Source organism: Streptomyces marokkonensis, from assembly GCF_039539045.1.
GTDB classification, from domain to species: domain Bacteria; phylum Actinomycetota; class Actinomycetes; order Streptomycetales; family Streptomycetaceae; genus Streptomyces; species Streptomyces marokkonensis.
Map to the genome: position 1 here is coordinate 17,387 of NZ_BAABCQ010000021.1, position 20,032 is coordinate 37,418.

The window sequence follows — 20,032 nt, forward strand, 5'->3', positions numbered from 1 at the left end:
TGCTGTGGGGCACCGTCACGGTCCTCATGACCGTCCGGCCCGGCTCCACGAAGGGCGCGTGAGCAGCCGTCATCTCCTGGACCGAATGCACACCACCGGGTGGACGGGCGCCTAGACTGCTCAGTCGCGCCTCCGTACGGGGGCGGACGACACGAAAGGCACGTTGACGGGTGTTCCAGGATTCTCCCATCTACGACCGACTCGTCGCCGAACGCGGTGACGTCCCCGAGCAGGTGCGACGGGATGCCGAGCGCGTGAGCAGCGAGCTGGAGGTTGTCATGCGTCCGTTGCGGTCGCCCGGCCATTTGCCCGGCGTCGAACGCCAGCCGTCCCCGGGCGCCGGCTGGCAGCGCACCGCCGCCCTGCTGCCCGGCCCGCGCCCGCACTGAGGGGACGGCCGGTCGCGGAACCCGGGTCTCATCCGGCGACTGTCGTCCCCGGATCGCCCGCGTCCTCGGCGCCGGGCCGGGCCAGCCACTCGGCGATGGTGCGGGCGATCGGCTGGCCCGTGTCCACCTCGACGAAGCCGAACTGCCCCGACTGGTTGCACTCCAGGAACCACCAGGTGCCGTCGCCGTCCTCGGCGAAGTCGAGCGCGCCGTAGGACAGGCCCGCCGCGCGAAGATAGGCGCGGACGGCCACTGCGACGCGCGGTGGCACCTCGGCGGGCCGCCAGGGCTCGGGGGACGCCGTGAAGCGGACGTCCACGTCGTCGGGGCCCAGGCTCGCGAGGGCGGCCTTCCGGGCGGCCAGCAACTCGTCGCCGACGACGGTGAGACGGATGTCGGCCCGCTTGGCGACCCGGCGCTGCAGCAGCGTCGGGCCGTGGGCGACGGCGGAGAAGTCGGACTCGGGCGGCACCCTGCTGGCCGGTACAGCCAGGGGCGGGTCCTGTGGATGCGCACCGGAGACGGGCTTGACCACGAGATCCGGGTAGCGCTCGGCGAACTCGCGCGCCGCCCGCGGGAAGGTCGTGATCAGCGTGGCCGGCACGGGCAGCCCGCACTGCTGGGCGAGACGCAGCTGCCAGGGTTTGTACCGGGCCCGGTGCGCCGCGTCGGGCTGGTTCATCCAGCGCGCCCCGCAGCCGCGGAGCATGCCGTAGAGCGCCTGCCCGGACTCCTCGGTCAGCCACGCGGAGGGCTCGGCGGCACGCGCGGCGGCGTCGCCGGGCCTGCGCACCCACACGGACCGCAGTCCGCCGATGCTCACCAGGCGGCCCCCTGAGGACAGATGGCCCCTGAAGGAGCCGTGCACGAACTCACCGGAGAGCGCGACGGAGTCGGTCAGGTCGGCGGGGTCCAGGCGGACCACCGGCACTCCCGACGCGTTCAGGTGCACGACCACCATGTCCGCGGTGACGTCCTCTTCACAGGTAAGGATCAACACGGTCATTGTCGACGGCCCGTGTTCAGTCGTCGAAGTGAGTCTTCGACCCCGCGGTGGAGGTCGTGGTGCCCAGCTCTCTCAGTAGCGCGTGGTCACAGGCGGCCACTCGCCCGTCCAAAAGCACGTTCAACTGCAGCCCGGAGTCGTAGACGTAGGGAGTCGTGCTTTCCAACTCCACTGCCGGTCGTGCGTAGTTGAGCGCGAACGGTTGCATCGTCTCTCCCTGGTCGGTGCTGCGCCGATCAGGCGGCGGTCCTTGTGCGCCGTCGCCCGGTCCGCCGACTTCCTTCGGCTTCCAGAGACTTATACGAATCGAACGGGTGAATGGTTTCCTTACCCAGCGTAGTCATGGGGCGGGCCGGTGTCCTTCCGCACGTCCGCCGCGTCCCGCCGCCCGCCGAGAGCGCCCCGCGTGGAGCGCAGAGCGAGTAGCAGCACACCGATGTCGTCCAGGTAGACCGGATCGGGCACCAGATCCGCCGGCAGCACCAGGTAGAGGACGGCACCCCAGAAGACCCACCGCGGACCGGTGGGCAGCCCGGCCCGTCTGAGGTCCCGTCGGGTGCGGACCAGCCGCACCAGTACGCCGACGGCCGTGGCGACGACGATCGCCGCGAGCGACGCCGCCGCGACGATCACCACTGTGGTCGTATCCACCCCGCCCCTCCTTGTGCGCGCGGTACGCGCCTGTCCTCCCGGATTCCCGCTCGGCGCGGAGACAAGACCGTGGGGAAGGGTCTCTCATCCCTGTGGCCCACTCCAGTGGCACGGCGCGGTGGACGTGCTTAGTAATGGTCAGCACACAGCGCGAGTCGCATGTCGGGGACGCAGGGCGGCCGCACCCCACCCACACGGAGAGATCATGACTACCGGCTCTTCATCACCCCGTTCGCCCGAGTACGCGATATCCGCCGTGGACCTGCCCACCGGGGAGACGACCACGGCGACCGGCACGCATCCGGTGCGTCCGCCGGGAGCGCTGGCCGAAGCGGAGGCATCGATCGTCCACCCCTTCGCCGCCCGTTCGCCCGCCCGCCCAGAACCCGCCCGCCAAGAACCCGATCGTGAAGAACCCGATCGTGAAGAACCCACCCTCCAGAAACCCGTGCCCGTCCCGCAGGAACCCTTCGTTCAGGAACCCTTCGGCGCTCAGGAGCCCTTCGGCCAGGAACCCGCCGCCCCCGACGGAGCCGTGCGGGAGTACGGAGATCCGGTCGGCGACCTGGTCCGTGCCGCCGTGGCGGACCGGCCGCTGGAGGAGGTCGTCGACCTGATCATGATGCTGGAGCGGTCCCCGCAGTACGCGCAGGCCACGATCGACGCGCTCCGCGCGGTCGGCGTGAACCGGTCCGTGGAGGACGTCACCCGCCTCGTCGGCCTGCTGACCCGGCCGCCGCGCCAGTCGAACAGCGCCGACGAGGCGATCAGGGCCGCGGCGGAGTGCCGCTCGGTGGAGGACGTCACCCGGCTGATGGAGCTCCTGCACCGCACACCCCTGGAACCGCACTGCGGACAGGAAGCCGTACGCGCCGCCGCCACCGGCCGGCCCGTCGAGGAACTGGTCCAGCTGATCGGCCGGCTGGCCGAGGACGGACTGGCACGCGCGGACAGTCCCGATGCCAGGCGCCTGCGGGCGGCCCTGGACGGGACCGGTGAGGACGACGGACCGGAGCCGCCCGCCCGACCGGCGGGACTGGCCGGCGCGTTCGCCGCGGCGGACCGCCGGGGACGAGAAGGCGGCCGCCGCGGCCGCGGACGCCGCAGGACACCGCGCCGTGAACGCGAACGCGAACGCGACGAGGACCGTGCGTCGCGTGACCACGCACCGCACGACCACGACCACGACCGTACGGCCCGGAGGTCGGCCCGGGGTGCGGCATGGCCGACCTGGCTCACCGTCGCCGTCCTGGCCGGATGCGGCGTGGCCTACTTCCCGCTGCACCAGAACGACGCCTCCGCCCGCGCCTACGGGGCCGCCCTCGGCCTGTCCGCGCTCTGCCTGGTGCTGGCCCTGCTGCTGACCGTGCGGCCCGCCGTGCCGCTGCTCGCCGCGGCGGTCGTGGCACCGGCGGCGCTGGCCTCGGCCAAGCTCTACGGCAGCGCGACACCGTCGACGCGCGTGTCCGAGGCCGTGGACCTCACGCTGGCGCCCACCTGGATCGCGGTCGCCGTCGCCGTACTGACCTCGTTGATCGCGCTCACGGCCCTGTGCGTACGGGTGGCCTCGCAGGCGTCCGTACGCACAGGGCGCCGACCGGTCCGCCCGATGACCCGGACGTCCGGCGTCACGGACTGAACGCCGGACGCCCTTCGCACACCGCCTGGTTCGCACCGCCTGGTTCGCACCGCCTGGTTCGCACCGCCCGGTCCGCACCGGACATCCGGCGCGGACCGGGCGCCGCGCTCATGTCCCCAGCATGCCCGCGGGATGTCCGTGTTCGAGCAGAGCGGGGAGCACCCGGTCCGGCGTGAGCGGGAGTTCGCGGAAGCGGATGCCGGTGGCGTGGTGGACGGCGTTGCCGACGGCCGCCGCGGAGCCGACGATGCCGATCTCGCCGATCCCCTTGCTGCCCATGGGGTTGAGGTGGGCATCGTCCTCGTCCAGCCAGTGCGCCTGGACGGCCGAGACGTCGGCGTGCACGGGCACGTGGTACGAGGCCAGGTCGGACTCGGCGAAGTCGCCGAACGCCGGGTCCATGGTGCTGTCCTCGGTCAGCGCCATGCCCAGGCCCATCGTCATGCCCCCGATGAACTGCGAGCGCGCCGTACGGGCGTTGAGGATCCGCCCCGCCGCGAAGACGCCCAGCAGTCGTGCCACCCGTACTTCACCGGTGACCGTGTCCACGGTGACCTCGGCGAAGTGCGCCCCGAACGCGTGGCGTGCGTAGGCACTCTCGGCGTCGGCGGTACCGGAGGTGTCGGCATCGGCCGTGACGCCCTCGTCGGGCAGCGGCCCCGAGTGCTCGGCCAGCCGGCCGGTGAGCCGGACACACGCCTCGTGCACGGCCCAGCCCCAGGAGGCGGTGCCGGAGGAGCCGCCGGCCATCGGCGCGAAACCGATGTCACTGTCGGCGACCTCGATCCGGACCCGGTCCAGCGGGACGCCGAGGGCGTCGGCCGCGATCTGGGCGCAGACCGTCCGGGCACCGGTGCCGATGTCGGTGGCGTTGACGCGCACCAGGAAACCGCCGTCGGGCAGCGCCCGGGCAATGGCGGCGCACGGCGACGCCATGACAGGATACGTGGCCGCGGCCACCCCGCTGCCGACCAGCAGGGGCCCGGCGTCGCGGGACCGGGGGCGCGGATCGCGCTCCTCCCACCCGAACCGGCGGGCGCCCTCGCGCAGACACTCCACCAGATGCCTGCTGCTGAACGGCTTGCCGCTGTCGGGCTCGGTCTCCGGCTCGTTGCGGATCCGCAGCTCCACCGGGTCGATGCCGGTCTCGGAGGCCAGTTCGTCCATCGCGGACTCGAGCGCGTACATGCCGGGGCACTCGCCCGGGGCGCGCATCCAGGACGGCGTGGGCACGTCGAGCCGAACGACGCGGTGGAGCGTGCGCAGGGCGGGGGCGGCGTACATGACGCGCGCGGGGACCGCCGCTTGCTCCACGAACTCCTTCACCCGGGAGGTGTGCGTCGTCACCTCGTGCACCAGGGAGGTGAGCCGGCCGCCCGCGTCGGCGCCCAGACGCAGCCGGTGCAGGGTCGGTGCGCGGTGGCCCACGACAGCGGGCAGGTAGCGGCGCGGCAGCGCGACGGTGACCGGCCGTCCGGTCACCCGCGCAGCCATGGCGGCCAGCACCACGTCGGGGCGAGGCGTGCCCTTCGACCCGAAACCGCCGCCCACGTGCTCGGCGAGGACCGTGATCCGGTCCTCGGGCAGCTCGAACAGCCTGGCGAGTTCCGTGCGTACGGCGCTGGTGCCCTGGCTGGAGGAGTGCACCGTCAGCCGGTCGCCGTCCCACCCCGCCGTGCTGGTGTGCGGTTCCATCGGATGGTTGTGCAACGGCGGAATCCGGTATTCGACGTCGACACGCGTCGCCGAGGAGGCGAAGGCACCGTCGGGGTCGCCGTGTCCGGTGACGGCCGGGAACCCTCCGTTGGCCGACTCGGGGACGTACGCCTCCGGATGCGTGGCGGTGAGCGTCACGTCGTGGTTCTCCGCCTCGTACGTGACACGGACGGCGGCGGCGCCGGCCCGCGCCGCCTCCAGCGTCTCGGCCACCACCAGGCCCACGAACCAGCCCCGGTGCGGGACGTGCGGGCTCTGCAGCAGCGCCAGGGTGGGGTCGTCCGGGTCCCCGAGCCGGGGCGCGTTCTCATGTGTGAGCACCGCGAGTACGCCGGGCAGGGCGAGCGCGGGGGCAGGGTCGACGCCGGTCACCCGGCCCCGCGCGACCGCCGCCGGCACGGGCCAGGCCTGGGCGCGGCCCGGGCTGTCGTACTCGGCGGCGTACCGGGCGGTGCCGGTGACCTTCTCCCGCCCTTCCCGGCGCTCGACTGGAGCGCCCAGGACGGTCTCGGTGCCGGTCATGGAGTCCTCCTCGTGGACGCCGGGTTCAGGTCGTGGCGGGCGGGGCGAGCCGGCCCAGTACGTCCAGGGCGAGCCGGCGGGCCAGCGGCACCTTGTAGGCGTTGTCCCGCAGCGGTTCGGCGGCGGCCAGCTCCAGATCGACGGCGTGCTCGAACGCCGCCGTGGTGGGCGCCGCGCCCACCAGCGCGTCCTCGGCCCGCCGGGCCCGCCAGGGCCGGTGCGCCAGCGCTCCGAAGGCGATCCCGGCGCGGTCCACCACCCCGTCCCGCACGTGCAGGACGGCGGCGACGGAGGCCAGGGCGAAGGCGTACGACGCCCGGTCGCGGGCCTTGCGGTACGCGGAGGGCAGTCCGGCCGTTGCGGACGGCAGGAGCACGCCGGTGATCAGCTCGCCGGGGTGGATCTCCGTGTCCCGTTCCGGGTGTTGTCCCGGCAGCCGGTGGAAGTCGGCGGCGGGTACGCTCCGGGTCCCCTCGGGGCCGTGCAGCTCGACGCGCGCGTCCAGGGCGGCGAGCGCCACCGCCATGTCCGAGGGGTGGGTGGCGATGCACTGCTCGGAGTGGCCGAGCACCGCGTGGTCGCGGTGCACGCCCTCCAGCGCGCCGCAGCCGGTGCCGGGCTCCCGCTTGTTGCAGGGCTTGGACAGGTCCTGGAAGTAGGGGCAGCGGGTGCGCTGGAGCAGGTTGCCGCCCGTGGTGGCGGCGTTGCGCAGCTGTCCCGACGCGCCCGCGAGCAGTGCCTGGGACAGCGCGGGGTAGCGGTCGCGGACGGCGGGGTGTGCCGCGAGGTCGCTGTTGCGGACCATCGCGCCGACGCGCAGCGACCCGTCGGGTGCTTCACTCACCGCGTCCAGCGGAAGCCGGGTGATGTCGACAAGGGCGGCGGGCGTCTCGACACCGAGCTTCATCAGGTCGACGAGGTTGGTGCCGCCGCCGAGGTAGCGGGCGCCGGGGTGGGTGGCGAACGCGTCGGTGGCCTCCTCGACGCTGCCGGCCCGTACGTAGGCGAAGGGCTTCACTCAGACCACGTCCTCGACCGCGTCGGCGATACGCGGATACGCACCGCACCGGCACAGGTTGCCGCTCAGCCGTTCCCGGATCTCCTCCAGGTCCAGCGCGACGGGCTCGCCGGAGGGCGCCCCCGGGTCGGTGACGTGCGACGGGTGCCCGGCCGCGGCCTCGGCGAGCACGCCGACGGCGGAGCAGATCTGACCCGGGGTGCAGTATCCGCACTGGAAGGCGTCGCGCTCCAGGAACGCCCGCTGCATCGGATGCAGGTCCTCGCCGTCCCCCGCCAGTCCCTCCACGGTGGTGATCTCGCAGCCGTCCAGGGCGACGGCGAGCTGCAGGCAGCTGTTGACGCGGCGCCCGTCCACCAGGACCGTACAGGCGCCGCACTGACCGTGGTCGCAGCCCTTCTTGGCGCCCGCGAGCCCGAGATCCTCTCTCAGGAGGTCCAGCAGGACCCGGCGGTGGTCGACGGTGAGGGTGTGCGGTTTGCCGTTGACGCGGAGCGTGGTCTGCGAGTGGGACGACTCCGGTGGTGAAGCGGGGGCGGCGCCCTCGTGCTGGCTGTCCATGGCGTCGGTGACCTTCCGGGACGGGCCGTGCGGCTGTGCCGTCCGCGTATCCACGTCGCGCCGGCTGACACGTGAGGGTGTCCTCAGCCGGCGTCGGGGTCGGCGTTGGGCCGGCCTCGTCCGGTCGCGGGGGGACAGGTCGCCGCCGACGATGTCCCGCGACTTCCGTCGGCCGGGGAGCCGCGCACGGAGGGGCTGCCACCCCGGGCGAGGCCGTCGCGGCGAGCGCGCCGGAGAGCGCCCGAGTGCCGAGAGTGCCGGAGTGCCGGTGGTCGGGCCCTCCGGCGGTCCGGTGGCGTCAGTCGCCCGGTTCCGCCGGCGGTCGGGAGGTGTCCTGGCCGGGCGTGGGACGGGGTGTCCTGCCGTAGCCCCGGAACCGTTCCAGGGTGCGGGTCAGCTGTCGTAGTGGGGATGTCGGGGGAGCGGCGGACGGCAGTGGCCCGGCCGGGGCGGGCCCGGCGGACTCCCGGTACGCGGCCAGGGCCTCGGCCGCGCTCTCCGCCGCCTCCCGGTACAGGTCCCGGGACTGTGTCATGGCCTCCAGCGCCTCGGCGTACATGGCGACCAGCTTGCGCTCGCGCTCCAGTTCCTCCGTCACCGTCAGCAGCCGCCAGTCCTCGCGCAGCGCGGTGAGAGCCTCCTCCACGCCGTCCGGCAGCGGCCGGCTCAGTGCGTCGAAGGACGTCACCGCCGCCATCAGGCCGACGGGCTCGGAGCCGTCCAGGAAGACCGTGCGGACGGAGAAGTCCTGGGCGTCGTAGCCGGTCGGGGCAGGGGTGCCGGGCAGCACCACGGCGCCGCCGCGCGGCACCTGGACCCCGAAGTCCTCCAGGGCCCAGTTCACCACCCGCAGCTGCTGGGGTGCGGCGCGGTGTTCGACCACGCGGTGCCGCAATCCGGGCGGCAGCCGCTGTGCCAGCGGCACCCGGCCGCGGTGGTCGGGGGTCATCGCCTCGTGCACGACGACGTGGACGTTCCACGGGCTGCGCCCGGCCGCCTTGAGCAGCCGGCGTACGGCCTTGTCGTCGTCCGGCAGCGTGTTGATGCCCCGCAGGCGCAGCCCCGTGGCGGCGTCCCGGTCCCAGGTGACGTCGGGGTCGTCGGGCCAGAACATCGTGGCGGGCGAGGGCCAGGCGGCATCCCAGGCCTCCTCGGCCTCCGCGAGGATGGTCCACTCCTGCCCGCCGGCCGAGCCCGGCTCCAGGATCAGCCTGGCCCGCACGGTGACGGCCCCCGGGGCCTGCCAGCGCGCCTCGAAGATCCGAACACCTGCGGCGGCGTCGTCCGGCCGCTCGTCGGGCAGCTCCAGGAAGTCGTCGATGACGTGGCTGTCCTTGAGTCGCTGCAGGGTGTGCCGGACGGTGTCCTCCGCCGCGGAACCGACGTGGCGGCCGCGAGCGGGCCACACCGTGGGCGGAGTCGTGGGGCGGGCGGTGGAAGAGGTCGGCATGAGTCCTCGGGAATCAGGGGCACGGACACAGGCAAGTATTGTCGCCGCAGGTCGGCGGAGAGCACCCGGGGTCCGCCGACCGGGCGGGTCGCGGCAGGTGAACGGTGCGGTCGGCGGGGCCTCGGGCGCGCCATGGGCGAAGGTGGGCAGAAGCACGCGAACCGACCGTACGGCACGGCAGGGAGCGATCCGATGAACCTCGACCTCGGCAGGTGAACCGCGCTGATGACGGGTTCCCCGCAGGACATCGGAGCGGCGATCGCCACCGGACCGGCCCGGGCGGCGCCACCGTGGGCATCGACGGACGCGACGCCGCCCGCCTGGAGAGCGCGTCGGAAAACCGCGGCCCGGGATGCCGGCCGGTGTGTTCGTGCCGGTCGCGGCCGACCCTCGGGACCGAGGAGGGCGCCGAGCGGCCCCTTCGGACGCTGCCCGACGTCGACATCCTCGTGCACGGACTCGGCGTCTTCGGCGCGGCGCCCGCGCTGGAGATCAGCGACGACGAGTGGCGCCGCTGCTCCGAGCCCGACGTCCTCGCGGGCGTCAGGCTGACGCCCGCCCGTCTCCCCCGGATGAGGGAACGAGGCTGGGGCCGGGGGCTGTGCATCAAGAGTGACTCGGCCGTCGCCGTCCCGGCCGAGAGGATCCACTAGGGGGTGTCCGGAACCTGCACCGGGGGGAGGCACAGCGCGTCTTGCGCGAGCACCGCCCGACGACGGGCGAGGCCGTCCGTGTCGGGCCGCCACGACCGGCGTGGCCGCCCGCGTCGACGGGGGATACGACGACGTGATCCTTGAGTCACTCTCCCGGCGCCGCGCGCCGTCGGTCCGTCTCGTCCCACGCCCGGGTGTCGCGCGGCTCCACGTACGGCTCGTCGTCGGGCGGATGGCCTCCGTCGATCACTCGCTGCCGGGCCAGCTCGGCGTCGAACTCGAGACCGAGCAGAATGGCCAGGTTCGTCACCCACAGCCACACCAGGAAGATGATGACACCGGCCAGGGTGCCGTACGTCTTGTTGTACGAACCGAAGTTGGCCACGTAGAAGGCGAATCCGGCCGAGGCGACCAGCCAGATGAGCAGGGCGACGAAGCTGCCCGGGGAGACCCACTTGAAGCCCTTGACCCGGGCGTTCGGTGTGGCCCAGTACAGGATCGCGATCATGGACGTCACGAGCACGACCAGCACGGGCCACTTGGCGATCGACCACACCGTCATCGCGGTGTCGCCGACGCCGAGCGCGGTGCCCACCTGCTGGGCCAGGCTGCCGGTGAACACGACGATGAGCGCGCTGACCACGGCGAGCACGAGCAGCACCACGGTCAGGGCCACCCGCAGCGGCAGCACCTTCCACACCGGGCGTCCCTCCGGCATGTCGTAGACCGCGTTCGCCGAGCGGATGAACGCGGCCACGTAGCCGGACGCCGACCAGATGGCGCCGACCAGGCCGACCACCGCCAGTACGGAGCCCAGACCGGACTTGGCCTGCAACTGTTTCACCGCGTCGGAAATGATGTCCCGCGCGGATCCGGGCGCGAGCTTCTGGATGTTGTCCAGGACCTCCTGGGTGGCCGACTGCCCGGCGATCCCGAGCAGCGAGACCAGTACCAGCAGGGCCGGGAACAGCGACAGGATCCCGTAGTAGGTCAGGGCGGCGGCGCGGTCGGTCAGCTCGTCGTCCTTGAACTCGGCGATCACGCGCCGCAGCAGCGCGGACCACGAGCGCTTCGGCAGCTCGGTCGGGGAGTCGGGAGAGGCGCGCTCCGTGGAGGAGCCCGGACCGTAGTCCTCGGGCGTCGTCCTGTCCGGCGTCGTCCCGTCCGTGTCGTTCGCCGTGTCGTTCGCCGTGTCGTCCTTCGTGTGCTTCCCGCGATGGGGGAGGTGCAGTCGGGCCATGGCCCCCGGGTTGCCCGTCCGGGCGTGCTCACGCCCACGAGCGCGGGACGGGCGCGGGATGCGCGACGGCCGCCCGTGTCGGGATGGTCCTGCCCCCGCCCCGTGCCTCGTCCGCGGGGCCCTCGAGGCCCCTCGCACAGCTGAAACAACGCAGTATGCCGGAGCGCGCGCACGTTCCTCTGGAAAATGCCAAAGCGCTCACCGGGTGGGTGCACTTTCCGTAGTCTCGGCGTCACGTTCGCGGTACACAGCCGTGCAGGAGAGGGGATCCGGCGTGCCCGGGATCGACGAGAGTCTGCTCGAAGCCATGCGACTGCCCGGTGCTCAGGGCGCGTCTTTGGTCGACTGGATCAGCGGTCTCGCTCTGGGCGCCGTCGGTGATGCGCCGGGCGGCGACTGGGAGGCGACGGCCGCGGAGACCGCCGAACTGGCCCGGCATGTCGCGGAGAGCGGCTCCCTGGCGGCGGCCGGCGACCCCAAGGCCCCCGCAGCCACTGGAGCCCCCGAAGTACCCGGAGCCCTCGCAGCCACGGGAGCCTCCGCGGCCACGGATGCCACCGGAGTGAGCGGAGCCTCCGGCGCGACCGACCCCGCCGTCGCGCCGGAGAAGGAGCCGCCGGTCGAGGACCTGATCGCCACCACCGCCGACGCCTACCACCTGCTCAGGTTCGTCAGCACCCCGTTCGACAGCACCGTCTTCCTCCACCTGTGGCTGGACCGCGCCGAGGGCAACCTCGCCCTGGCCCGCATCCGGCTCGCCGAGATGGCCGATCGTCTGGTGCTCGGATGACCGGAGTGACGACCACCTGGACCACGCACGAAACGACGTCGGCGGCCCTCGGCGCACTTGCGGCGAAGGGGCGACCGGTGCCCTGTCGGGCGAGCGGGGCATCGTCTACCTGTCGGCGGGCCGTGTCGTACACGTGGAGTCCGCCTTCACCCCGGACCTCCAGGCACTGCTCACCCGCAGCGGGGCCGTCGCGCCGGACGGCTGGTGGGACGCGGTCGACCGCGGCGGAACGCAGGCCCGGGTCGGACACCGGCTCGTGGACAGCGGCCGGCTCGCCGCGGGGGCGCTGGAGGTCTGCCACCTGGGCGCGCTGTTCGACGCCGCGTACTTCCTCCTCGCCCACGACACGCGCGCGCACCGCTTCCGGCCCGGTGCGGTGCACTGGATCGGCGCGGTGCGCTCCGTACCGGTGGACGTCCTCGTCCGCGAGTCCGACCGCCGACGCGCCCTGCTGGACCGGATCTGGCCGGGCCCCGACATCGACACCGTCCCCCTCACCCGGGCGCCCGACGCCGGCGCCGCCGGCCTGCCGGTGCGGCGCGGCCGGATCCTGGCGCAGGTCGACGGCGTCCGCACCGCCGCTCAGATCGCCTCGGCGCTCGCCTGCCGCACGTACCACACCCTCGTCGAACTGCGCCGCCTGGCCGCCGACGGCCTCGTCACCGCCGCGCCGTCCGCTTCCGCGCCCCTCGCGCGGGCCCCTCAGCCGCACGGTGTCGTGTGGGACGACCCGGACACGGCCCTGCTGCGTCGGCTCCGAGTCGCCCTGGAGGCCTTGTGATCCGCGCGCGTCGCCAGCGTGCCGAAAGGAGACTGCTCATGGCCGTCGAGAGCGACGTCCTGGACGAACTGCACCGCCTGCGCAACCGCGTACCCCAGTTGACCGGATCGCTCGCGGCCACCGTCGACGGACTCGTCCTGGCCCACGACGCGCCGGGCACCGAACCCGAGGGCCTCGCCGCGCTCACCGCCGCCGCCCTCGGCGTTGCGCACCGCATGGCCGACGCCACCGCGCGCGGCGGGTTCCGCGAGCTGCTGCTGCGTGGGACCGACGGCTATGTCGCCACCTACGCGGCCGGTCCGGCCGCCGTGCTCACCCTGCTCGCCGACGGCCGGGTCAACGTGGGCCGGCTGCACCTGGAGGGCCGGCGCAGCGGCGCCCGGATCGGGGAGCTGGTCGTCGCCCGGATCGGCCAGGAGCGCGGTCGAGACCCGGCCACCGAGCACGTCACGACGCTTCCCGCGGGCCCGGCCCGCCCCATCGGCACCCTGCCGGTGCGCACCCCGCAGCGGCCCACCCACCAACCGAGTCCCCAGACCGGCGCCCATCGCCGGCCGACCTGATCAACCGATCGCGTACCGAATCACGTCCGGAAAGGAACCCACGCATGGCCAACCTGGAGACCTCGCTCAAGGAATGCCTCAGCTCCATCGACGGAGCCACCGCCGCCGCGCTGGTCGACTACACCAGTGGGATGGCCCTCGGCACGCTGGGCGGTGGCAAGGAATTCAACCTGGAGGTCGCCGCCGCCGGCAACACCGACGTCGTGCGGTCCAAGCTGCGCACGATGGAACACCTCGGTCTGAAGGAGGAGATCGAGGACATCCTGATCACTCTGAACACCCAGTACCACATGATCCGCCTGCTCAAGGGCCGTGGCGGCAACGGGCTGTTCCTCTACCTGGTGCTCGACGCGAACCGCGCCAACCTGGCGATGGCCCGCCACCAACTGCGCCGGATCGAGACCGAGCTGGAGGTCTGAGCCCCGGCGGGCCGTCGAACGGCGGACCACGGACACGGCGCGGGCGCGGCGGGACACTCTCCCGCCGGGCCCGCGCCCGGTCACCGCGGCACCGTTCAGGCGCCGCTCTCCCGCAGCATGTCCTCGCGCTCGACGAGCTTCACGCGCTCGCGTCCCTGCGGCTCGCCCAGCGCCTTCTCCGCGGCGTCGAGCCTGTACCAGCCGTCCCAGGTGGTGAAACGGACGTCCCGCTCGGCGAGGAAGGCGTCCACGGCCTCCGGAGCGGGCGTGGCGGGCGTGAGCAGCCTGCCGTTCGCGTAGTCGTCCAGCAGGTTCGACACCGTCTCGTTGGCGTCGCCCTTGGTGTGGCCGATCAGACCGACCGGGCCGCGCCGGATCCAGCCGGTGACGTACGTGGACGGCAGGTGTTCGCCGGACTCCTGGACGACTCGGCCGCCCTCGTCCGGGACCGTGCCCGAGTCGATGTCCCAGGGCAGCTTGGGCAGTTGGTCGGACAGGTAGCCGACGGCCCGGTAGACCGCCCGGACGTCCCAGTCCTTGAACTCGCCGGTGCCCTTGACGTTGCCGGTGCCGTCCAGCTCGGTGCGCTCGGTGCGCAGGCCGACGACCTTGCCGTCCTCGCCGAGGATCTCGGACGGCGACTCGAAGAAGTGCAGGAACAGCTTGTGCGGCCGGTCGCCGACGTCGCGGATCGCCCAGTTCTCCAGGGTCTTGGCGACCATGTCGGCCTGCTTGTTGCCGCGCCGGGTCGCGATCGAACCGTCGTCGTAGTCGATGTCCTCGGGGTCGACGATCACCTCGATGTTGGGGGAGTGGTCCAGCTCCCGCAGCTCCATCGGGCTGAACTTCGCCTGCGCCGGGCCGCGGCGGCCGAAGACGTGGACCTCCAGCGCCTTGTTGGCCTTGAGACCCTCGTGGACGTTGGGCGGGATCTCGGTGGGCAGCAGCTCGTCCGCGGTCTTGGCCAGGATCCGGGCCACGTCGAGGGCGACGTTGCCGACGCCGAGGACGGCGACCTTCTCCGCCTCCAGCGGCCAGGTGCGCGGAACGTCCGGGTGGCCGTCGTACCAGGACACGAAGTCGGCCGCGCCGTACGAGCCCTCGAGCTCGATGCCGGGCACGGACAGGGCCCGGTCCGCCGTGGCGCCCGTGGCGAAGATCACACCGTCGTAGAAGGCGCGCAGATCGTCCAGGCTGACGTCGGTTCCGTAGTCCACGTTGCCGAAGAGACGGATCTGCGGCTTGTCGAGCACCTGGTGCAGGGCCGTGATGATGCCCTTGATCCGCGGGTGGTCGGGGGCGACGCCGTAACGGATCAGTCCGAACGGGGCGGGCATGCGCTCGAAGATGTCTATGGACACACCGGGGTCGGCGGCCACCTCGGACTTGAGCAGGGCGTCGGCGGCGTAGATACCGGCCGGGCCCGATCCGACGATGGCTACCCGCAGAGGGCGGGGCATGTTCAGGTTCCCTTCGAGCGGTAATAGATCGACTCGTGGGGAATCCTAAGCTAAGGCAAGCCTAAGTCGGTACGCGGGTCCGGTCTATGGGGGCATAAGGGCAGCTTATGGGCCCTCAAGGTTCGGCTTTGCGGTCCGCGGTGGGTGGCCGGGTGGCCCAAGTTTGAACCCCCGGTCAAGGGTGACGCAGGCGGGAGGCGCGACGGCCGCGTCCCGCGTCCACCTCACGAGGGGAGTCCGCGTGCACCGTCCGGACGACCACCCGGATCCGAACCGGTGGCGGGCCCTGTGGGTGACCCTCGTCGCCGGTTTCATGACCCTGCTGGACGTGACGATCGTCGCCGTCGCCCTGCCCTCCATGCAGCGGGGACTGCACGCCTCGGCGGCGTCCGTGCAGTGGGTCGTGTCCGGCTACGCCCTCGCGTTCGCCCTGACCCTGGTGACGGCGGGCCGGATCGGCGACACGTTCGGCAGGCGCCGGGTCTTCCTCGTCGCGCTGGCCGCCTTCGTGGTCTTCAGTGCCGCCGCGGGGGCCGCGCCGGGCATCGAGCTGCTCGTGGTCGCCCGGCTCGCCCAGGGAGTCGCCGCGGGCGGCATCGCGCCGCAGAACTCGGCGCTGATCCAGCAGATGTTCCGGGGCGCGGAACGCGGGCGCGCGTTCGGGCTGTTCGGGGCCACCGTGGGCGTCTCCAGCGCCGTGGGACCGGTCGTCGGCGGCCTGATCCTGGCACTGGCCGGTCCCGAGGGCTGGCGGTGGATCTTCTACGTCAACGTCCCGATCGGCGCTTTCGCCCTGCTGCTCGGCTTCCGCCTGCTGCCCCGCGTCGCCCCCAAAGGCCGGGGATATCTGGACCCGGTCGGGGTGGTTCTCCTCGGTGCCGGAATCCTGGCGCTGATGCTGCCCCTCGTCCTGGCCGAGGGCGGCGGAGTGGGCAGGGTGTGGTGGCTGTTCCCGGCGGGACTCCTCGTCCTGTCCGTCTTCGTACGGTGGGAGCGCCGCGTCGCCCGCCGCGACGGACAGCCGCTGCTCGACCCCGGGCTGCTCACCGAGACCCGCGGTTACGCCACCGGCGCCGGCCTCGCCGCCCTGTACTTCGTCGGGTTCAGCGGTGTCTGGCTGGTGTTCGCGCTCTTCTTCCAGAACGGGCTCGGCTTCTCACCCCTCCTGTCGGGGCTGGCGGTGACCCCGTTCGCCGTGGGATCCGCCACCGCCGCGGCCGTGGCGGGTCGGCTGGTCGACCGGCTGGGGCGGGCGCTGACCGTCTGGGGACTCGTCGCCGTCATGCTCGGGCTCGGCACGACCGCGCTGGTGCTCTGGCTCGCGCCCTCCGAACGGGCCGCCTGGATCGCGGCCCCGGCGCTGCTGGTCGGCGGTCTCGGCAGTGGCTGTGTGATCTCTCCGAACATCACGATGACGCTGCGGGACGTCCCGGTGCGGATGGCGGGCGCGGCCGGGGGCGCTCTGCAGACGGGGCAGCGCCTCGGGGGCGCCGTGGGCACCGCCGCGCTGCCGGGGCTCTTCTACCTGACGCTGAACGCCACCCACGGCGACTACCACGACGCCGTGGCCCTGTCGGTCGGCTCCGGGGTCGCCGCCATGCTGTGCGCGCTGACCGTCGCGGTCCTCGACTGGCGCCGGGACCGCTCCGAACGGGCCCGGCGCTGTCCGCCGGAGACGTCTCACAGCCACACCCACGCGGGTCAGGGCTGACACGGACCCTCGGCGCTGACACGGCCCTCTGCGCGCCGGCGAGGCGTGCCGCGCCACGTGTGTTCAGCGGCGCTTGCCGAACTTCCGCAGCATCCCCTGGGCCTGCGCGCGGCGGCGGGGGTCCGATGCGGCCCGGCGCACCTGCTCCGTCGCCCGGCGGCCCTGCGGGCTGCGGGCGAACCGCATGATCCGGTCCAGTACTCCAGCCATGACGTTCCTCCGAGTCGACGACGGTCTTCCTTGCCCGACCACCTACCCCGCTGTCGCCCGCTCACCCCGTCGGGTGCCCCCAGGCTTCACCTGGTTTCAGCCCGTCGGGCCGGGCGACCCGCACGGAGAGTACACCGGAAGCGAACGTCGAGAGGTGAGCCACTGTGGCCGGCAACCAGAAGTCCAAGGCCAAGACGGAGCAGGCCAAGGGGAAGGCCAGGGAAGCGGTCGGCCGGGCCGTCGGCGACGAGAGGATGACCGCCGAGGGGCGCGCCGAGCAGTCCAAGGGCGACGCCCGACAGGCCAAGGAGAAGGGCAAGGACACGTTCCGGCACTGACACCGCGGCACACGGGCGGCACACGGGCCGCGGAACCCGGCGTACGGCCGGTTCCGCGGCCCGCTCCGTGCCGGATTCCGATGGGCCGCCGGCGCGGCGGCTCTCGGGGAGGCGGCGGGTTCGAAGGCGACGCCCGGGACGGTCAGGGCACCGGCTGTTCCGCCCAGATGACCTTGCCGGCCGGCGTGTAGCGGGTGCCCCAGCGCTCGGCGAGCTGCGCGACGAGGAACAGTCCGCGCCCGCCCTCGTCCGTCATGGCGGCGTAGCGCAGGTGGGGCGAGGTGCTGCTGCTGTCGAACACCTCGCAGATCAGGCTGCGGTCGCACAGCACCCGTACATGGACAGTCTCGCCGCCGTACCGGATCGCGTTGGTGACCAGCTCACTGAGGATCAGTTCCGTCGTGAACGCCAGCTCGTCCAGCCCCCACTCGGTCAGCCGCCGGGTGACCCGGGAGCGCACCTCGCCGACCGCCGCCGGGTCGTTCGGCACCTGCCACTCGGCGACCCGGTCGGGCCCGAGCGCGCGGGTGCGGGCGACCAGCAGGGCGATGTCGTCGCCCGGCCGGTCCGGGAGCCGGGCGTCCAGCACGGCCCCGCAGGTCTCCTCGGGCGACTCGCCGGCCGTCTCCAGCGCTCGGCGCAGGAGTTCGAGCCCGACGTCGATGTCGTGCTCCCGGTCCTCGACGAGCCCGTCCGTGTACAGCACCAGCCGGCTGCCCTCCGCCAGGCGCAGTTCGGTCGTCTCGAAGGGAAGGCCGCCCAGGCCCAGCGGGGGACCGGCGGGTACCTCGGGGAACTCCACGCCGCCGTCCGGCCGGACCAGCGCCGGCGGCGGATGGCCCGCCCGGGCGATCACACAGGTGCGGGAGACCGGGTCGTAGATCGCGTACAGGCAGGTCGCACCGGTGACCGGGGCGCTGCCGTCGTCGGCCGCCTCGTCCTGGTCGATACGGCCGACCAGCTCGTCCAGCAGGCCGAGCAGCTCGTCGGGCGGCAGGTCGAGGGCGGTGAAGTTGTGCACCGCCGTCCGCAGCCGTCCCATGGTGGCGGCGGCGTGCAGCCCGTGGCCGACGACGTCGCCGACCACGAGCGCCACCCTGGCCCCCGACAACGGCAGTACGTCGAACCAGTCGCCGCCCACCCCGGCCTGCGCGGGCAGGTACCGGTAGGCGACGTCCAGGGCGTTCTGCTCGGGCATCCTGCGGGGCAGCAGACTGCGCTGGAGGGTCACCGCCATGCTGTGCTCGCGCGTGTAGCGGCGCGCGTTGTCGATGGAGACCGCGGCGCGCGCGACGAGTTCCTCGGCGAGGGCCAGTTCGTCCTCGTCGAACGGCCCGGGCTTGCCCGAACGCCAGAAGCTCACCACCCCGAGCACCAGGGTGCCCGCCCGCAGCGGCGCGGTGATCAGTGAGTGGACGCCGTACTCCACCACCTGCGCGGAGCGTTCGAGGTCCTGGGCCTGCCAGCCGTGGGCCTCGCCGAGGTGGGGCTCCAGGACGGGCCGGCCGGTGTTCAGGGACCGGCCCTGCGGGGACGAGTCGACGAAGCGGATCTGCCGGCCCACCGGGTAGAGCGGGACCTCTTCGCGGATGCCGCTGAGCGCGGCGCGACGCAACGGGGTCACGCCTCCCGGCTGGCCGCCGGCCAGCACGGTGTCGAACAGGTCCACGCTGACGTAGTCCGCGAACCGGGGCACGGCCAGCTCCGCCAGCTCCTCGGCGGTACGGACGACGTCCAGGCTGGTGCCGATGCCCACGCCGGCGGCGTACAGGATGTCCAGGCGTTCGCGGGCGGTCTCCGCCCGCCCGGACAGGGCCCGCAGCTCCGTGGAGTCGCGGAGGGTGGCGACACTGCCGGCCGGTCCGCCCCGCACGTCGGTGGGCCGCTGGTTGACCGCCAGCAGGCGGTCCTTGACCAGGTGCACCTCGTCCGTGGCGACCCTTCGGGAGGCCAGCAGCTCCGCCGTGTCGGCAGGGAGCCCGAGGTCGGTGACGTGCCGCCCCTCGGCGTCGGCGGGCAGGGCGAGCAGGCGCTGCGCCTCGTCGTTGGCGAGCAGCAGCGTCCCCTGGCCGCCGACGATGAGCACGCCCTCCCGGACGCTGTGCAGGACCGCGTCGTGGTGCTCGTACATCCGGGTCATCTCGCGCGGTCCCAGACCGTGTGTCTGCCGCATCAGCCGGCGGCTGACGAGCGCCGTGCCCGCCGTCGCCAGGACCAGCCCGACGCCCGCCACGATCAGCACCAGCGGCAGCTGCCGTTCGGCGGCGCCGCCCACGTTCTCCGTCGTGATCCCGGCCGAGACCAGCCCCACGACCCTGCCGTCGGGCGCCTCGACGGGCACGACGGCCTGGACCAGCGGGCCGATGGTCCCCTCGATCTCCTCGGTCACCGTCTCCCCGGCCAGCGCGGGGGCGATGTTCCCCACGAACTCCCTGCCGACGCGGTCGGGCTCGGGGTGGGTGTAGCGGACGCCGTCGGTGTTCATGACCACGACGAAGTCCACACCGGTCGCCCGGCGCACCGCCTCGGCCCGGGGCTGGAGCACCGCCGTGGGATCGGGAGCGCGCAGCGCCTCGCGGATGCCGGGGGAGTGGGCGAACGTCGCGGCCACGGCGACGGACCGGTTACGGGCCTCGACCGTGCTGTCGCGCCGTACCTGGAGCACCAGCGCGACCGCCGCGGCCACCACGAGCAGCAGCACGATGACCACGTTCATGGCGAAGACCTGGCCGGCGACACTGCGCCCGGACAGGGCGGCGCGCACTGCGGCGGCGCGCCGCCGTCCCGCGTCCGTCCCCCGCCGTGGCCGGTCCGCGTCTCGCAGGTGCCGGGCGAGCGGGCCGCTGGGACGACGGGGTGACCGCTCTCCCGATCGACCCATCAGTCGGACCATGTGCTCATGTCTACACTGCCGG

General features: G+C 73.2%; 19 protein-coding genes and 1 pseudogene. 9 read left to right on the forward strand and 11 right to left on the reverse strand.

Annotated features, from left to right (window positions below; translation table 11 throughout):
- Positions 1 to 170 precede the first annotated feature (170 nt).
- On the forward strand, positions 171 to 389 hold the full coding sequence (locus ABEA26_RS07775; RefSeq protein WP_345590430.1) for a hypothetical protein: 219 nt from the start codon (positions 171 to 173) through the stop codon (positions 387 to 389).
- Positions 390 to 417: 28 nt separating this feature from the next.
- Here the strand turns inward: ABEA26_RS07775 and tgmB are convergent, their stop codons facing one another.
- From tgmB to ABEA26_RS07790, 3 genes are all read right to left on the reverse strand, one after another.
- Positions 418 to 1,395 (reverse strand): ATP-grasp ribosomal peptide maturase, encoded by a 978-nt coding sequence (tgmB, locus tag ABEA26_RS07780; RefSeq protein WP_345590431.1) that lies wholly within the window; start codon positions 1,393 to 1,395, stop codon positions 418 to 420.
- A 16-nt stretch (positions 1,396 to 1,411) separates the two neighbouring features.
- A complete protein-coding gene (gene tgmA / locus ABEA26_RS07785; RefSeq protein WP_345590432.1) occupies positions 1,412 to 1,603 on the reverse strand; it encodes a putative ATP-grasp-modified RiPP in 192 nt (63 codons plus the stop codon).
- Between the two features lie 119 nt (positions 1,604 to 1,722).
- Positions 1,723 to 2,046 (reverse strand): YkvA family protein, encoded by a 324-nt coding sequence (locus ABEA26_RS07790; protein ID WP_345590434.1) that lies wholly within the window; start codon positions 2,044 to 2,046, stop codon positions 1,723 to 1,725.
- A gap of 205 nt (positions 2,047 to 2,251) precedes the next feature.
- On the opposite strand from ABEA26_RS07790, the gene ABEA26_RS07795 reads away from it, so the two are divergent.
- Positions 2,252 to 3,685: a hypothetical protein gene (locus tag ABEA26_RS07795; protein WP_345590435.1), complete on the forward strand. Its 1,434-nt coding sequence runs from the start codon at positions 2,252 to 2,254 to the stop codon at positions 3,683 to 3,685.
- A gap of 108 nt (positions 3,686 to 3,793) precedes the next feature.
- On the opposite strand, the gene ABEA26_RS07800 is transcribed toward ABEA26_RS07795, so the two are convergent.
- The 4 genes from ABEA26_RS07800 to ABEA26_RS07815 form a co-directional block, all read right to left on the reverse strand.
- Positions 3,794 to 5,923 (reverse strand): xanthine dehydrogenase family protein molybdopterin-binding subunit, encoded by a 2,130-nt coding sequence (locus ABEA26_RS07800; protein ID WP_345590437.1) that lies wholly within the window; start codon positions 5,921 to 5,923, stop codon positions 3,794 to 3,796.
- A gap of 25 nt (positions 5,924 to 5,948) precedes the next feature.
- Complete coding sequence (locus tag ABEA26_RS07805) at positions 5,949 to 6,941, reverse strand: FAD binding domain-containing protein (protein ID WP_345590439.1); 993 nt, start codon at positions 6,939 to 6,941, stop codon at positions 5,949 to 5,951.
- Complete coding sequence (locus tag ABEA26_RS07810) at positions 6,942 to 7,502, reverse strand: 2Fe-2S iron-sulfur cluster-binding protein (protein WP_345590441.1); 561 nt, start codon at positions 7,500 to 7,502, stop codon at positions 6,942 to 6,944.
- A gap of 298 nt (positions 7,503 to 7,800) precedes the next feature.
- Positions 7,801 to 8,952 carry a hypothetical protein gene (locus ABEA26_RS07815; protein WP_345590443.1) on the reverse strand — a complete coding sequence of 384 codons (1,152 nt, stop codon included), beginning with the start codon at positions 8,950 to 8,952 and terminating at the stop codon, positions 7,801 to 7,803.
- Positions 8,953 to 9,242: 290 nt separating this feature from the next.
- On the opposite strand from ABEA26_RS07815, the gene ABEA26_RS07820 reads away from it, so the two are divergent.
- Complete coding sequence (locus ABEA26_RS07820) at positions 9,243 to 9,605, forward strand: SDR family oxidoreductase (RefSeq protein ID WP_345590445.1); 363 nt, start codon at positions 9,243 to 9,245, stop codon at positions 9,603 to 9,605.
- Between the two features lie 145 nt (positions 9,606 to 9,750).
- On the opposite strand, the gene ABEA26_RS07825 is transcribed toward ABEA26_RS07820, so the two are convergent.
- Positions 9,751 to 10,845 (reverse strand): YihY/virulence factor BrkB family protein, encoded by a 1,095-nt coding sequence (locus tag ABEA26_RS07825; protein ID WP_345590447.1) that lies wholly within the window; start codon positions 10,843 to 10,845, stop codon positions 9,751 to 9,753.
- Between the two features lie 274 nt (positions 10,846 to 11,119).
- Here ABEA26_RS07825 and ABEA26_RS07830 point away from each other — a divergent pair, with 274 nt between their 5' ends.
- The 4 genes and pseudogenes from ABEA26_RS07830 to ABEA26_RS07845 all read left to right on the forward strand — a co-directional run bounded on the left by ABEA26_RS07830 (position 11,120) and on the right by ABEA26_RS07845 (position 13,398).
- Entirely contained in the window at positions 11,120 to 11,635 is a 516-nt protein-coding gene (locus ABEA26_RS07830; RefSeq protein WP_345590449.1) for a hypothetical protein, read from the forward strand.
- Positions 11,632 to 12,416: pseudogene (locus ABEA26_RS07835) on the forward strand (hypothetical protein). Before ABEA26_RS07830 ends, ABEA26_RS07835 begins: the two are co-directional and overlap by 4 nt.
- A gap of 38 nt (positions 12,417 to 12,454) precedes the next feature.
- Complete coding sequence (locus ABEA26_RS07840) at positions 12,455 to 12,979, forward strand: roadblock/LC7 domain-containing protein (RefSeq protein ID WP_345590451.1); 525 nt, start codon at positions 12,455 to 12,457, stop codon at positions 12,977 to 12,979.
- 44 nt (positions 12,980 to 13,023) lie between these two features.
- Positions 13,024 to 13,398 (forward strand): roadblock/LC7 domain-containing protein, encoded by a 375-nt coding sequence (locus ABEA26_RS07845; protein WP_345590453.1) that lies wholly within the window; start codon positions 13,024 to 13,026, stop codon positions 13,396 to 13,398.
- A 95-nt stretch (positions 13,399 to 13,493) separates the two neighbouring features.
- Here ABEA26_RS07845 and ABEA26_RS07850 read toward each other — a convergent pair whose 3' ends face one another.
- Positions 13,494 to 14,858, reverse strand: coding sequence for an FAD-dependent oxidoreductase (locus ABEA26_RS07850; protein WP_345590455.1), 1,365 nt, complete (start codon positions 14,856 to 14,858; stop codon positions 13,494 to 13,496).
- 241 nt (positions 14,859 to 15,099) lie between these two features.
- Between ABEA26_RS07850 and ABEA26_RS07855 the strand changes: the two genes are divergently transcribed.
- Positions 15,100 to 16,569: an MFS transporter gene (locus tag ABEA26_RS07855; protein ID WP_345590457.1), complete on the forward strand. Its 1,470-nt coding sequence runs from the start codon at positions 15,100 to 15,102 to the stop codon at positions 16,567 to 16,569.
- Between the two features lie 63 nt (positions 16,570 to 16,632).
- On the opposite strand, the gene ABEA26_RS07860 is transcribed toward ABEA26_RS07855, so the two are convergent.
- The gene (locus tag ABEA26_RS07860; protein ID WP_345590459.1) at positions 16,633 to 16,779 is read right to left on the reverse strand and encodes a hypothetical protein; all 147 of its coding nucleotides are present in this window, start codon (positions 16,777 to 16,779) and stop codon (positions 16,633 to 16,635) included.
- Between the two features lie 164 nt (positions 16,780 to 16,943).
- Here ABEA26_RS07860 and ABEA26_RS07865 point away from each other — a divergent pair, with 164 nt between their 5' ends.
- Positions 16,944 to 17,117 (forward strand): CsbD family protein, encoded by a 174-nt coding sequence (locus ABEA26_RS07865; RefSeq protein WP_345590461.1) that lies wholly within the window; start codon positions 16,944 to 16,946, stop codon positions 17,115 to 17,117.
- Positions 17,118 to 17,259: 142 nt separating this feature from the next.
- Here ABEA26_RS07865 and ABEA26_RS07870 read toward each other — a convergent pair whose 3' ends face one another.
- Positions 17,260 to 19,998 carry a SpoIIE family protein phosphatase gene (locus ABEA26_RS07870; protein WP_345590463.1) on the reverse strand — a complete coding sequence of 913 codons (2,739 nt, stop codon included), beginning with the start codon at positions 19,996 to 19,998 and terminating at the stop codon, positions 17,260 to 17,262.
- Positions 19,999 to 20,032: the final 34 nt, after the last annotated feature.

Coding starts and splice junctions, on each gene's coding strand:
- tgmB (WP_345590431.1), bottom strand. CDS start 1,395: ATGACCGTGTTGATCCTTACCTGTGAAGAGGACGTCACCGCGGACATG.
- tgmA (WP_345590432.1), bottom strand. CDS start 1,603: ATGCAACCGTTCGCGCTCAACTACGCACGACCGGCAGTGGAGTTGGAA.
- ABEA26_RS07795 (WP_345590435.1), top strand. CDS start 2,252: ATGACTACCGGCTCTTCATCACCCCGTTCGCCCGAGTACGCGATATCC.
- ABEA26_RS07800 (WP_345590437.1), bottom strand. CDS start 5,923: ATGACCGGCACCGAGACCGTCCTGGGCGCTCCAGTCGAGCGCCGGGAA.
- ABEA26_RS07810 (WP_345590441.1), bottom strand. CDS start 7,502: ATGGACAGCCAGCACGAGGGCGCCGCCCCCGCTTCACCACCGGAGTCG.
- ABEA26_RS07815 (WP_345590443.1), bottom strand. CDS start 8,952: ATGCCGACCTCTTCCACCGCCCGCCCCACGACTCCGCCCACGGTGTGG.
- ABEA26_RS07825 (WP_345590447.1), bottom strand. CDS start 10,845: ATGGCCCGACTGCACCTCCCCCATCGCGGGAAGCACACGAAGGACGAC.
- ABEA26_RS07840 (WP_345590451.1), top strand. CDS start 12,455: ATGGCCGTCGAGAGCGACGTCCTGGACGAACTGCACCGCCTGCGCAAC.
- ABEA26_RS07845 (WP_345590453.1), top strand. CDS start 13,024: ATGGCCAACCTGGAGACCTCGCTCAAGGAATGCCTCAGCTCCATCGAC.
- ABEA26_RS07850 (WP_345590455.1), bottom strand. CDS start 14,858: ATGCCCCGCCCTCTGCGGGTAGCCATCGTCGGATCGGGCCCGGCCGGT.
- ABEA26_RS07860 (WP_345590459.1), bottom strand. CDS start 16,779: ATGGCTGGAGTACTGGACCGGATCATGCGGTTCGCCCGCAGCCCGCAG.
- ABEA26_RS07870 (WP_345590463.1), bottom strand. CDS start 19,998: ATGGGTCGATCGGGAGAGCGGTCACCCCGTCGTCCCAGCGGCCCGCTC.